This window comes from Amycolatopsis sp. cmx-8-4, from assembly GCF_046548675.1.
Classification (GTDB): Bacteria; Actinomycetota; Actinomycetes; order Mycobacteriales; family Pseudonocardiaceae; genus Amycolatopsis.
Genome location: NZ_JAEBDZ010000046.1, coordinates 43,024 through 55,655, shown reverse-complemented (window position 1 = coordinate 55,655; position 12,632 = coordinate 43,024). Strand labels below are relative to the sequence as shown.

Genomic DNA, 12,632 nt, shown 5'->3' with positions numbered 1-12,632 from the left:
CGTCGCCGCGATCCGCGGTTTCATCGCCGGCTGGAATGACCGCTGCCACCCGTTCACCTGGACCAAGACCGCCGAGGAGATCCTGCCCCACGCCACCCGCCAACGAACTTCAGACGCGCGACACTAGGCACGCGCTAACTGGATTGCGTGTGGGTGACGGGTAGCTAGCTGTCGAGGTGAGCGCGCCGACGCGGCTTTCGAGGATCTTTGGCCAGGGCTGCAGGTGCGCACGCGAAACTCGGCCGACGCTGGCGCTCCGACCCCCACAGACTGGCCGTGTCCCGTCACGCCGGTGGCGGCGCGGCTACGAACCTGACGATGCTGCACGGATCTCCGGGTAGGCTGCCGGATGCCCTCTGTGACCGGCGACGAGGAGGAACCCGTGAGCACTCTGAGATTCCTGTCTTACGTATCGCTGTCCAAAATCGACCAGCTTTACGAGCAGATCGTCGAACAAGCCGGGGAAGACCGCTCGACCGCGCCGCAGACGGGCGACCGCAAGCCGGGGTTCCTGCGAAAAGTCAAAAAAGCAGTTCCCCAAGAAGTAGAAGTGGGAAAAATGAGCGAACTCGTCCGCGACTGGAGCGGCGGACGGGGTTACCTGCAGAAGCTGAATATGGTCCTAGAGTACATTGAGGAACGCGAGGAGGTGCCTGATTTGGTTTCGCTGGCCGAGTCGGGCCCCGGAACCCCACTGACTGCATTCGCTTACAGTGTCGGCGGTGAATTCTCTGTTCTCGGAAAGCTGAGCAGGCGAAAACACAGTTATGGACTTCGGATAAACGAGTCTGCGCTCAATGGACGGTCTGACGACCTCGTGATATCGAAGCAGGCGCTGATCGATCCCTCCAGGCTGGAAAATGAGCATGTCGAGATCGGTCCCAATGGGGCTAGGATCGTGTCTGACATAGCGTTGATCGCGACGCGGGTCGGTGATTACCAGCTTCAGCTGGCATGTTCCTATAAATACTTCGGCCAGATGGGCGGGCACTGAAATGAAAGGGAAAACGAGTGGAGTGTTTCACCGCACTCGGGAAATCATCACTTTTTCGACGGTGACGGCACAGCCTTCCTTGAGGGCGTAGTGTTCATCGGTGCGGTTAAGGGGAAGATCATCTACGGAAGTCCGCTATACTTGAGCTACACACGCAAGGCCAGTGGACTGCATCTGTAGGGCCACTGACTGATGAGTCTGCAAGTGCTCATAGTTTGAAGCGCAATCTTTTCTTTTTTGATGCCATGCCAAGGTCGCGTTGCACTGCGCCGATGAAGTCGCTCAAGGCTGAACCATAGCTGTCCGGAAGTTTGGAATTGTTCAGGAGTACTCGGTTTGCGATTTGCGCCAGCCGAAAGAAGGCCTGACTTGTCTCGTTTGATCCCACCACCTGAATTTCCGACACCTGAGTCAGTATTTGCATCGCGAGGTCCTTTCGCTCCTCGAAATCCTCAGACATGAGGAGGCGGCCGAGTAGTCTGAAAGCTTCAGAGTAGGTCGTTTTCCTGATTTCGCGACGTTTCTCCCGGCGTGAAAGCCAGTTATTCACCAGTGGTGTGACCACTGTGCCGCTCATGCCGATGGCGGCACCGATGAGGCCGGCGGTGGCGGCGTCCATTCCATCTCCGGAAATGTGGGGGCTTGTGCTGAGCTGATTTAACCACGTTTCCCGGTCGAGGTTGCGCTCGCGGTCCCGGTCCGGCTCTCGGGCGCAAGGAGCGTGACCCGACCACCCAGACGCGCTGCTCTCACGGAACAGCCTGGCGGGCGCCTATGAGCGGCGGGTGATTTGGAGCGGGCGATTCCGCTGAACGTGGCCACAGTTGCCGACACTGAGCGAGTGCTGGAACCCGCCCACCCCATGACCTGGATCGTCCGCTCGAACCTCGACGGCGTGCGGTCGACCTGAAACCGCCACGTGCGGTCGTTACGGAACCGACCGACTCTGGCGCCGAACGTCCGCAGATCGGCAATAGCGGAACGTCCGTTTGTCCGATGCGGTCAGCTTGTCGCCCGACTCCCCTGTCCGCGAGCCAGAGGTTCATCGGCACCCCCGAACGGCGGGCGGCCGGTTCTGAGGTGTGGAAGGTTGGCGACATGACATTGCCTGCCCTTCCCGAGGAGTCCTTCCACCGCGTGCTCTGCGTCGTCGCGCACCCTGACGACATGGAGTACGGCGCGTCCGCGGCCGTCGCTCGCTGGACAGCGCGCGGCATCGAGGTCGGCTATCTCCTGCTCACCCGCGGCGAGGCAGGCATGCCGAACCCTCCCGAGGAGACCGCACGCCTGCGTGTCGCCGAGCAGCAGGCCGCCTGCGCCGCTGTCGGCGTCACGCACCTGACCGTTCTGGAGCACCCGGACGGCGTGCTCGTCTACGGCCTCGACCTGCGCCGGGACATCTGCCGGGAGATCCGCCGGTTCAAGCCCGACGTCGTACTCGGCGCCGGTTACGAGGTCGAGACGCCCTATGGCTTCGACCAGGCCGACCACCGCGCGGCCGGACTCGCGACGCTCGACGCGGTGCGCGACGCGGGCAACCGGTGGGTCTTCCCGGAGCAGGTCGACGACGAGGATCTCGAACCGCACTCGGTGCGCTGGTTCATCCTCCCCGGGCTCGCCGGCTTCGCGACCCACGGCGTCGAGGTCACGGGTGAGCCGCTGCGCCGCGGCATCGCCTCGCTCGAAGCGCACGCCGCGTACCTGGCCGCGCTCCCGGACCACCCGGCCCCGGAGGACTTCATCCCGAAGTTCACCGCGATGAGCGGCAAGGCCATGGGCGTCGAGCACGCCGTCCTGTTCCGCGCCCACGACCTGCAGGCACCACCGGAGCTCTTCACCGAAACCGTGCAGGACTGACCCGGCTCCAGGGGCGGACTTCTTTGATACGCAGTATTCCGTTCAGTGCCCATGGGTCATCAGCAAGCTTCGCGTGGTGGTCCCATTCCTGGTTTCGAGAGGCCAGCTGCCCCACACCGTAGGTCGCTGTGGACGATCGGCACGTGCGCGCGTCGCGGCCCCGAGGCGGCCGGTCCGATCAAGCGGCCCGCATGGCGGCGGCGACGAAGTCCTGGGCGACTTCGCGCAGCTTCAGATTCTGCTCTTGTGACGCCTTGACGAGCAGGTCGAAGGCGTCCTCGGCCGGGATGCGGTGCAGGGCCATCAGGATGCCCTTCGCCTGGTCGATCACCGCTCGGGAGGTCAGAGCGGTGCGGAGCTGTTCCATCGTCTCGCGGGCCGCCTGGTGCCGGCGGGTGCTGCGCAGCGCCGCTTCGGCGGCGGTGGTGTAGAGCTCCAGCAAGGCCCCGTCGAGAGCGCTGAAGCTGTTGCCGCCGGTGTCGTACAGGTTGAGCGAACCGTGGTACTCGCGGTCGACGAACAGCGGCGCGGACAGGTAGCCGAGCACCGCGGACTCGCCCGCGGCCGCGGCGAACTCGGGCCACCGCTGCGCCGCTTCGGCCACCTTGACCCGCTGGAGCTCGCCGGTCCGGGCGGCCTCCAGACAGGGGCCTTGCCCGGCGTCGTACTGGGCCTGGTCGATGTGATACGCGCTGTCACCGGTCGACGTCGCCGTGTAGGGCTTGCCGTCACGCAGCAGCGTGATGCTGGCGAGTTCCGCGTCCGGCACGGCGTGCACGACTTGCTGGCACACCCGCTGCAGGACCACTGGCAGCGCCTCTTCTTCCGTGAAGGTGCCGGCCAGCCGGTCCAACGCGGTGGTGACGTCGTCCACTCGCCGTGCGGCGTCCCGCTCGTCAAGCAGGTTCTCGTCCATAGGGCGCTCCTTCGGGGGCAATGCGCGGGTGCTCGGCGTGCGGGTCTGCCGAAGACCAGGTTCCGGGCCCAACAGTATGCGTCGTCGAGTGGCTCGGCAGAGCTGGAGCGGCCTCGTTGCCGCAGGCGCGGCGTCAGACCGAGCGGACCATGCCGACCGCGGCCCGCCGGCGTCCGTCGAGATCTTCGTTCCAGCCCCGGCAGGTCGCTGCGTCGCGAGGATTGCGCGTGGCGGGAAAGGGGCGGCGAATCGACCGATCGGCTGATCATCGAGCCGCAAAATGGCGGCGGTGTCAAGTGATCCTCACGCGGTGGTGAGCCCTCGATCCGCCGTCCGAGGGGATTCTGGCGAGTCCCTTTCTGGCCTCGGCCACCTACCGTTACCGAGATGCGGATTGCCGCGACATTGTGTGAGCGTCGGCACTTTGACGCGGTCCACTGCGGCCCCGTTCACTTGTCTTCGTTCCGGTGGCGCATCCGGACCGCTGGGAAGGACGAGGACGACTATGGGTACGCCGGATCTGGTCAGGGAATCCGCGTTGGGTGGGCGATTGGTGCTGTGGGAGGAGTCGGCCCGCGATGGCGCGCAGGGCAAAACCCTGATGAGCGGGGACTTCCGCGTCCGGCTGGCCCGTGGGTACGGCCGGGTCTTCGGCGATGACGGGCCCCGGCATGTCGTGTTCGCGGCCGGATTCCCCGCGGTGTGCGCGGAAGAGTTCGCCGCCACCCGCCAGGTCGCGTCGGAGGCGGCCGGGTCCGTGAGTCCCGCCGCGGTCTGCCGGGCCACCCTCGACGACGTGCGGCAAGCGTGCGACGCGGTACGGGATGCGCCGAACGCGCGGGTGATGATCGTGGTGCCCGCGTCCGACGCGATGGCCGACGCGATGGTCCACCGCCCCGCCGTCGACGCCCTGGCCGAGGCCGTCACGCTGGTGGGGGCCGTGCGCGACGGCGACACCGGCGTCATTCCGGACGTGTGTTTCGCCGACGCGCCGCGCGCCGGCATCGACGTGATGGCCGGCGCGGCGAACGCGTTGACCGAGGCCGGCGCCGGAGTGATCGTCGTCGCCGACACCACCGGCGACCTGCTCACCGAGCGGTGCGCCGAGCTGTTCCAGAGCCTGCTCGATCGGGTGGCCGAGGACGTCGTCCTGGCCTCGCACCTGCACAACGACCTCGGGCTCGGCCTGGCGAACACGCTGGCGGCGGTCCGGGCCGGCGTCCGGGTGGTGTCGAGTTCCTGGCTGGGCGTCGCCGAGCGCAGCGGCATGGTCGCCACCGAGCAGATCCTGTTCCTGCTCGCCCACCGCGCCACCGAACTGCTGGGCGAGGCCGACCTCTGGCGGACGGCGCCCGACCTGACCCGGATTCCCGCGATCGCCCGCGCGGTGTCGGCGGAGACGGGGTTGCCGCTGACGGTGACCACCCCGATCGTCGGCACCGGGGTCGGCACGATCTCCACCGGCACGCCGTTCGTGCGCCCGGCGACGTTCCAGCCCTTCGACCCGGCGGTGCTGGGTATCGAGCCGACCGTGGTGCTCACCCACCTGGCCAGTGCCCGGGTGCTGCGGGCGGTCGGCGAACGGGCGGGCCTGGCGCTCGACCGCGCGGAGACGGCGGCGGCGCTGGCGTGGGTGAAGGCCGAAGCGTTTCGCCGCAACGAAGCGGTCATCCCGGTCGAGAGCCTCGTCGGGTTCGTCGACGCGTTCCGCGCGACCGCCGCGGTGCCGGCGCCGTGACGGCGATCCTGACGCAGCTGGCCGCGGCCGCCGACGCGGTGCGGGCGGGCTCGGCGGTCGTGTTCCCCAATCCGTACCCGCTGACCTCGGTGGTCGCCGCGATCGCGCCCGACGTCGTCAACACCGCCAAAGGCCGCCCCGCGGACCAGGCCGTCGCGTTGTGGCTCGTCGGCGACGAGCCCTGGTCCGAGTTCGCCGCCGCCCTCGACCTCGACGACGCCACCCGGGTGCTCGTCCGCGAGCTCCTGGTGCACGAACGGCTGACGCTGCTGCTGCCCGTGGTGAGCGGCCGGGCGCCGGGCTGGGCGTCACCGGCCACCCGCGACGGCCACGCTCTGGTGTTCGGCGCGTGCTGGGATCCGGTGCGCCCGATCCTCACGGACATCGGGCACCTGCACGTCAGCAGCGCCAACCGCACCGGACACCCGCCGGCAGCATCGTCGGCCGAGGCGCGCGCGATGTTCCCGCCGGAGGTGCGTGTCCTCGAGAGCGCCGATGGCTCGCCGGCCGCCGGGCGCGCGGCGACCACCACGCTGCGCGTGGGCCGGAACCACACGTTGACGCACATCCGCCTCGGCGCTCAGGACCGCGCACACGGCGGCCCGGAGGCTTATCTCGCGCACTTGCGGGCCGGTCAGGTCACCTGAGCACCCTCGGTGGTCGGCTCAGTCCCGCACGACCCGCAGGCACAGCCGGGTGAGGACGGCGCGGAGCTCGTCGTCAGGCAGTGCGTCGAGGCGGCGCGTGACCACGCCCAGGTCGCTGATCAGCGAGTAGGCCGCGATCTGGTCCGCTGTCGGCGCCGGGCCGAACAGCAGGTGCAGGGCACGGTCGGCCAGCTCGTCGAGGGTGCGGCTGTCTTTTCGGACGGTTGCTGGTCGTGCGCGCCGTCCGGGACGACCCGGCCGTCGAGGCCGCGCCGCGCCCGCTGGGCCGGACGCTGTCGGTGCCACTGGGCGCGGCGTGCGTCGTGCTGAGCGCGGGGTGGTGGCCGCTCGCGATCGGCGGCGCGGTGCTCACGGTGGCGGGGACGGTCGCGATCCTGCCCGCGGGAACCGCGCGCCTGCGGCGGGGGACGCCCGCCGCGCTCGGGGCGATGGTGCTGTTCGCGGCCGGCTACTTCGGCGCGGACAGCCTGATCACCGTGCTGCTGACGAGCGGGTTCCGGATGAGCCTCGGGCAGGCGGCGGTCGTCCTGAGCGCCGCCCCGCTGGGGTGGGCGGTGACGAGCCTCCTGGTCACGCGGTGCGCGTCGGCGTTTCCGGCTGCCGGCCTGAGCCTGACCGCGCTCGGCACGGCCGTGCCGGCGGTCGAGCTGGCCGCCGGCGGCTCGTTCGGTGTCGTCCTCGGTGCGTGGACCGTGGCCGGGATCGGCGTCGGGCTCGCGTACCCCAGCCTGTACATCCGGGCGACGACCGCGGGCTCGAGCGGATTCACGGCCACGGAGCTGGCGACCGCGGTCATCACGGCCGAATGCGTCGGCCAGCTCCTGGGCCGTGCGGTCGGCGGCACCTTGAGCTCGGCCGGCACCACCGGCGGGCTGGTCGCTTCCTACGTGCTGTTCGCGCTCGCCCTGATCGCGGCCGCGGGGGCCGCGAGCCGGACATCGACCGCCGGGTAGTCATCATTCCGGCGCGGTATCGGTGAATCCGGGCGGCGCCGACCGGACCGATTCCCGCTCGAAACGGCGTCGATTACGCGGAATGGCCCATGGCCGCGCCGCTGAACGGCTGTCATGCCTTACTTCTTCACGGCGGCGACCTTCTTGCGCGGCGTGCGCTTGCGGGCCGCGACCGGTTCGGCGGCCTGTCGCTGCGCCTCGTCGTACGCGGTGACGATCTCGGAGGAGAGCCGGCCGCGCTCGGAGACCTCGTAGCCGCTTTCCCCGGCCCAAGCCCGGATCGCGCGTGAGCGCTCACGGTCCGCGCTGCTCGCCGTCGACTGCCCGGTGGCGACGCGCACCTTGCGGCCGCCGGTCTTGCGGCTCGCGGCGATGAACCGCGCGAGTTCCCCGCGCAGGGCGGTGGCGTTGTCGTCGGAGAGGTCGATCTCGTAGCTGACGCCGTCGAGGCCGAAGGGAATGGTGTGGGTGGCGGGGCTGCCGTCGAGGTCGTCCAGCATCTCGACGAGGACCTTTTGCGCCATGGGAATTCTCCAACCGGTTGACTGTGTGTCCGTGGTGACCAGGAGCACGATATGCGGGATCCACTGTGGATCATACATACCCACCGGTATTATCGCAATTTCCCGAAAACGCGAACAAGTATCGTGAAAATGTCACAGGGCCGGGCGGGGGCGTTTTATCGGGTGGTGCGGGCGCCGCCGTCGACGACCGCGTTCGTTCCGCCTGATCAGCCGGGCCGCTCGGGTGAGCGGAGCAGGTCGTCGAGGCCGCCGCGGGCGTCCGCCATGACGAGCTCCTCCGCGGTGGCCGCGTCGCCGGCGCGCAGGGCGCGGACCAGCGCGCGGTGGCCGGAGTAGCGGTCGAGCCCGAACCGGTCGTCGGCCAGCACGTGCTCGATCAGGCGGCTGCGCCGCTCGGCGCGGGAGAACACCCGGCTCTGCTCCAGCAGCCGCACGAGCACCGGGTTGCCGGCGCACGCGCTCACCTCGTCGTTGAACCGCTGGAAGACGTCGAGCAGGGTGTGGACGTAGTTCTCGACGGGCTGCCCGTCGGCGTGCCGCTGGCGCATGACGATCACCAGGTCGTCGGCGGTGTCGAGGAGCGCGTCGAGCCGGACGAGGTGTCCCTTCGTCGCGTGCCGGGCCGCGAAGCGCGCGACCAGCCCGCGCAGGGCGACCTCCACCTCGGCCAGGTCCCGGATCGCGGCGTCCCCGATCATCGCGACGACCACCGTCCGCGGCCCGGCGCGCTCGATGAGGCCGTCCTGCTCCAGCCGCCGGATCGCTTCGCGGACCGGCGTGGGGCTGACGGAGAAGCGTTCGGCCAGGCCCCGTTCGGTGACCTTCTCGCCCGGGCGCAGGCCGCCCGTGGCGATCGCGTCCTGCACCGCGCGGTAGGTGCGGTCGGCGAGCGTCTCCGCCACCGGGGCGGCCGGTGACTGCTGGTTCATGTCCTCACCTTAACCGAGCCATGGCATCCCGTTATGCCACCGTTGACAGTTTTGCTATAGCATCTCTAAGGTGACGACAGCGCCGACGCGACGAAGCGGCCGCGGCTCCCGGAGGACTTGCGATGACCACAGTGGACACCCCGAGGGGGCGGAAGACCGGGCGGCGCATCACGTTCTACGTCGCGCTGGCCGTCTTCGCCCAGGAATCGACGTGGAACTTCTACGACGCGCAGGTGCCTCCGCTGCTGCGCGAGCACGTCGGCAGCGCCGCCGTCATCGGGCTGCTGATGGGCATGGACAACGTGCTGGGCCTGTTCATCCAGCCCTGGATCGGCAACCGGTCGGACAACACCCGCACCCGCTGGGGCCGGCGGATCCCGTACCTGGCGATCGGCATGCCGATCGCCGCTGTCCTGTTCGCCACGATCCCGCTCGCGTCGTCGCTGCCCGCGCTGATCGCGCTCATGTTCGCCTACGCACTGGTGGCGAACAGCTTCAAGCCGCTGGGGGAGGCGCTGCTGCCCGACTTCATCCGCCCGGAGCGCCGCAGCCGGGCCAACGCGGCGGTGAAGATCGCGTCCAGCCTGACCATCATCGTCTCGGCGCTGATCAGCACGTTCCTAGTCGACTCGCATCCGAAGCTGGCCTTCTCGGTGCCTTCGGTCCTGATGCTCGTGTCCGCCGCGGTGCTGGTGTGGCGGGTCCGGGACAGCACTTCGCGCGCCTACCGGGAAGCCGTGGCGGAGGACCGGGAACCGGCGCGGGAGGACACGCCCCAACCGCGTATGCGCGACATCCTGCGCGACATCGCCGGCGACACCGACCGCACCCGGCTGCTGGTGATCCTGGCGATCCTGCTGTTCGGCGCCGCTTGGGCGGCGTCCCGGTCGCTGATCACCAACTACGGCATCGAGGCCCTCGGCCTGTCCCGCGGCAGCGCCGGCGGGCTCACGTTGCCCAGTGGGGTTGCGTTCCTGCTCGCGGCGTACCCGCTGGCCCTGCTGTCGGAGCGGATCGGCCGGGTCCGGGTGATGGCCTTGGGCTCGACGGTCTTCGTGGTGGCCCTGACGATCGGCACGCTCCTGCACACGCCCACGGCGACGATCGTCGCCCTGTGCGTGGCCGCCATCGGCGCGGCCGGCTTCGTGATCAACGGCGCGGTGGTGCTGTGGAACCTGGCGCCGTCCAGCCGGGTCCTCGGCACGTACACCGCGCTGTACACGGTGGGCTGGGCCACGGGCGGCTTCCTGGGCCCCGCGGTGGTGGGCGGCATGGTCGACGTGACCGGCTGGCGCCTCATGCCGATCGACGCCGCATTGCTCGCGGTGTTCGCCCTGGGCGCGGTGGTACGCATGGAACTGCTGCGGCGCCGGTCGTCGAGCGGGACAGGGGCCGCGTTGTGAGCACGATCCTGGTCACCACCGACTACACCCGCCCCGGCGACGAGGCCGACACGGTCCTCACCGCCGCCGGGCACGATGTCCGGTACCGCACGGGAGCGCGTGGCGACGAACTCGCCGCGGCCCTGGGCGATGCGGTCGGTGCCATCGTCTCCACCGACCCGTTGACGGCGGACGTACTCGAACGCGCACCACTGCTGCGGGCCGTCGTCCGCTCGGGCGTCGGGTACGACTCGGTCGACGTCGATGCCGCCGCCCGCCTCGGCATCCGGGTCAGCAACCTGCCCGGGATCAACAGCAACGCCGTCGCCGAGTACACGCTCGCCCTGCTGCTGGCCGGCGCCCGGCGGCTGGTCGAATCGGCCGTCGGGGTGCGCGAAGGCGGGTGGCCCAGGCAGAGTGGCCACGAGCTGCGCGGCGCCACACTCGGGCTCGTCGGTCACGGATCGGCCGCCCGGGCCGTCGTCCCGCTCGCGCGGGCGTTCGGGATGCGGATCCTGTGCGCCACCGCGTACCCGGACGGCGGTGCGCCCGGGGTCGAGTTCGTCGAGCTGCCGGAGTTGTTGCGCGAAGCGGACTACGTGTCGCTGCACACCGCGCTGACCGCCCGGACCCGCCACCTCGTCGACGCCGCCGCGCTGGCTCTGATGAAACCCACGGCGATCCTCGTCAACACCGCGCGCGGCGCACTCGTCGACGAAGCCGCCTTGGCCGAGGCCGTCACCGAGGGGCGGCTCGCCGGGGCCGCCCTCGACGTCGCCCAGGCGGAACCGCTGCCGCCGGACAGCCCGCTGCGCGGGGTGGCCGGCATCACCGTGTACTCGCACGTCGCCGGCCAGACCGCCGAAGCCCGGCGGGCCGCCGCGATCGCGGCGGCGCACGAACTGCTCGCGTCCCTGCGCGGCGAACCCCGTACCCCCGTAACAGCCAGGAGAGATCAGTGAAGAACACGGCAGTGGGCGTCCTCGTGCCCGCGGGCATGATCGGCGCGGGGTTCGCCCCGGAAACGGTCGAACGCGGCCTCGCGCTCGGCGCCGACGTCATCGCCGTCGACGGCGGCTCGACCGACTCCGGGCCCTACTACCTCGGGTCCGGCACCCCGAAGACGTCCACCGCCGCGGTCGCCCGCGACATGCGCCTGCTGCTGCGCGCGGCGGCGAAGGCGCGCATCCCGCTCATCGTCGGCTCCTGCGGCACCAGCGGGGCGGACAGCGGTGTCGACTGGCTCGCGGACATCACCGCCGGAATCCTCGCCGAAGACCGGCTCGACCTGACCGTCGCCACCATCTACAGCGAGCAGGACCCCGCCTACCTCCGGCGCCGGCTGGCCGAGGGGGCGATCCACCCGCTGCCCCCGCTCGGCCCGCTCGATCGCGCGACCCTCGACGGCTGCGTGCGGGTCGTCGGGATGATGGGCCACGAACCCATCGAAGAGGCGCTGCGCGCGGGCGCCGACGTCGTGCTGGCCGGGCGGGCCACCGACACTGCCGTCGCGGCCGCTTTCGCGCTGCTGAAAGGCCTGCCGCCCGGCCCGGTCTGGCACGCGGCCAAGATCGTCGAGTGCGGCGGCCAGTGCACGACGAACCCCCGCTCCGGCGGCGTGTTCGCGCGGATCGACCAGGGCGGCTTCACGATCGAGCCGCTCGACCCCGCGGCGTCGTGCACGCCGACGTCGGTCGCCGCGCACATGCTCTACGAGACCGCGAACCCGTTCCGGATGCGGGAGCCCGCCGGCACCCTCGACGTCTCACGCGCGACCTACCGCGAGGTCGACGACCGGATCGTGCGCGTGGAGGGCTCGGTGTTCGAACCCGCCGCGCAGCACACGATCAAGCTCGAAGGCGCCCGGCTCACCGGCTACGAAACGATGTCTTTCACAGCCATCCGCGACCCGCACATCCTGGCCGGCATCGAGGACTGGGCCGCGCTGCTGAAGAAGGTGCTCACCGAGCGCGTGCACCAGACGCTCGCGCCGGGGGAGGGGGACTACGAGTTCGACGTCCGGCTCTACGGCCACAACGCGATCCTCGAAGACCTGGACCCCGCGACCACCCCGGCCCGCGAGGTCGGCGTCATGCTGCTGGTGCACGCCACCGACCAGGCCACCGCTACCGCCGTCGCCAAGATCGCCAACCCGCTGATGCTGCACCTGCCGACGGCGGACATGCGCTACCTGCCGAGCCTCGCGTTCCCGACCTCGCCGGCCGAGACCGAGCGCGGGCCGGTGTACGAGTTCGCGCTCAACCACGTCGTCGACTCCGAGACCCCGACCACGATGTTCCGCACCGAAATCCGGAAGGCCCGCGTCGATGCCTGACACCTCGCCTGACACCCTGCAAGACCTCGCGACCGAGGTGCGTTCGAAGAACGCGGGCCCGTTCTGGGTCACCATGGAGGTGTTCCTGCGCGACGACGCGGGTTACCTCGTCGCCGCCGACGAGGAGTTCCTGAACGAGACCGTGATCGCGCGGCTGTACGGCGTCCCGGCCGCCGGGGTGCAGATCTTCCGCATCCCGGCGCTCAACGTCGTCAAGATCTCCTTCCCCCGCCCGATCCCGCAGGGCAGCTTGCGCGACCGCGACATCCACGCCGGGCAGCACCACGTGCCCCTGGCACTCCTGGAGCTGCCCGGCCGAGCCGCCGGAGGGTGAAT

The 12,632-nt window shown here is 70.0% G+C and carries 13 protein-coding genes and 1 pseudogene; 10 read left to right on the top strand and 4 right to left on the bottom strand.

Features of this window, described 5'->3' with window-relative positions; all coding sequences use genetic code 11:
- Together ACLJQZ_RS45720 and ACLJQZ_RS45715 are read left to right on the top strand one after the other, a co-directional pair.
- Positions 1–127: pseudogene (locus ACLJQZ_RS45720) on the top strand (IS630 family transposase); the annotation flags it as partial.
- Positions 128–382: 255 nt separating this feature from the next.
- On the top strand, positions 383–994 hold the full coding sequence (locus ACLJQZ_RS45715; protein ID WP_410627712.1) for a hypothetical protein: 612 nt from the start codon (positions 383–385) through the stop codon (positions 992–994).
- A 208-nt stretch (positions 995–1,202) separates the two neighbouring features.
- Here ACLJQZ_RS45715 and ACLJQZ_RS45710 read toward each other — a convergent pair whose 3' ends face one another.
- Positions 1,203–1,613 (bottom strand): hypothetical protein, encoded by a 411-nt coding sequence (locus tag ACLJQZ_RS45710; RefSeq protein ID WP_410627711.1) that lies wholly within the window; start codon positions 1,611–1,613, stop codon positions 1,203–1,205.
- Between the two features lie 479 nt (positions 1,614–2,092).
- Here ACLJQZ_RS45710 and ACLJQZ_RS45705 point away from each other — a divergent pair, with 479 nt between their 5' ends.
- Positions 2,093–2,851, top strand: coding sequence for a PIG-L deacetylase family protein (locus tag ACLJQZ_RS45705; RefSeq protein WP_410627709.1), 759 nt, complete (start codon positions 2,093–2,095; stop codon positions 2,849–2,851).
- A gap of 178 nt (positions 2,852–3,029) precedes the next feature.
- Here the strand turns inward: ACLJQZ_RS45705 and ACLJQZ_RS45700 are convergent, their stop codons facing one another.
- The gene (locus ACLJQZ_RS45700) at positions 3,030–3,767 is read right to left on the bottom strand and encodes an ANTAR domain-containing response regulator (RefSeq protein WP_410627707.1); all 738 of its coding nucleotides are present in this window, start codon (positions 3,765–3,767) and stop codon (positions 3,030–3,032) included.
- A 505-nt stretch (positions 3,768–4,272) separates the two neighbouring features.
- On the opposite strand from ACLJQZ_RS45700, the gene ACLJQZ_RS45695 reads away from it, so the two are divergent.
- The 3 genes from ACLJQZ_RS45695 to ACLJQZ_RS45685 all read left to right on the top strand — a co-directional run bounded on the left by ACLJQZ_RS45695 (position 4,273) and on the right by ACLJQZ_RS45685 (position 7,126).
- Positions 4,273–5,505, top strand: coding sequence for a 2-isopropylmalate synthase (locus ACLJQZ_RS45695; protein WP_410627705.1), 1,233 nt, complete (start codon positions 4,273–4,275; stop codon positions 5,503–5,505).
- Positions 5,502–6,152, top strand: coding sequence for a hypothetical protein (locus ACLJQZ_RS45690; RefSeq protein WP_410627703.1), 651 nt, complete (start codon positions 5,502–5,504; stop codon positions 6,150–6,152). Before ACLJQZ_RS45695 ends, ACLJQZ_RS45690 begins: the two co-directional genes overlap by 4 nt.
- Positions 6,153–6,385: 233 nt before the next feature.
- Positions 6,386–7,126, top strand: a complete 741-nt coding sequence (locus ACLJQZ_RS45685; RefSeq protein WP_410627702.1) for a hypothetical protein — start codon at positions 6,386–6,388, stop codon at positions 7,124–7,126.
- 119 nt (positions 7,127–7,245) lie between these two features.
- Here the strand turns inward: ACLJQZ_RS45685 and ACLJQZ_RS45680 are convergent, their stop codons facing one another.
- Both ACLJQZ_RS45680 and ACLJQZ_RS45675 read right to left on the bottom strand, forming a co-directional pair.
- Positions 7,246–7,650 (bottom strand): histone-like nucleoid-structuring protein Lsr2, encoded by a 405-nt coding sequence (locus tag ACLJQZ_RS45680; protein ID WP_247049881.1) that lies wholly within the window; start codon positions 7,648–7,650, stop codon positions 7,246–7,248.
- A 206-nt stretch (positions 7,651–7,856) separates the two neighbouring features.
- Positions 7,857–8,579 carry a GntR family transcriptional regulator gene (locus ACLJQZ_RS45675; protein WP_410627700.1) on the bottom strand — a complete coding sequence of 241 codons (723 nt, stop codon included), beginning with the start codon at positions 8,577–8,579 and terminating at the stop codon, positions 7,857–7,859.
- A 122-nt stretch (positions 8,580–8,701) separates the two neighbouring features.
- Between ACLJQZ_RS45675 and ACLJQZ_RS45670 the strand changes: the two genes are divergently transcribed.
- From ACLJQZ_RS45670 to ACLJQZ_RS45655, 4 genes are read left to right on the top strand one after another with little or no spacing between them, the layout of a single operon-like run.
- Complete coding sequence (locus ACLJQZ_RS45670; protein WP_410627699.1) at positions 8,702–9,982, top strand: MFS transporter; 1,281 nt, start codon at positions 8,702–8,704, stop codon at positions 9,980–9,982.
- The gene (locus ACLJQZ_RS45665) at positions 9,979–10,923 is read left to right on the top strand and encodes a phosphoglycerate dehydrogenase (RefSeq protein WP_410627697.1); all 945 of its coding nucleotides are present in this window, start codon (positions 9,979–9,981) and stop codon (positions 10,921–10,923) included. The genes ACLJQZ_RS45670 and ACLJQZ_RS45665 overlap by 4 nt, the downstream gene beginning before the upstream one ends.
- Positions 10,920–12,296 carry an acyclic terpene utilization AtuA family protein gene (locus tag ACLJQZ_RS45660; protein ID WP_410627695.1) on the top strand — a complete coding sequence of 459 codons (1,377 nt, stop codon included), beginning with the start codon at positions 10,920–10,922 and terminating at the stop codon, positions 12,294–12,296. Before ACLJQZ_RS45665 ends, ACLJQZ_RS45660 begins: the two co-directional genes overlap by 4 nt.
- Positions 12,289–12,630 (top strand): DUF4387 domain-containing protein, encoded by a 342-nt coding sequence (locus ACLJQZ_RS45655; protein ID WP_410627693.1) that lies wholly within the window; start codon positions 12,289–12,291, stop codon positions 12,628–12,630. The genes ACLJQZ_RS45660 and ACLJQZ_RS45655 overlap by 8 nt, the downstream gene beginning before the upstream one ends.
- Positions 12,631–12,632: the final 2 nt, after the last annotated feature.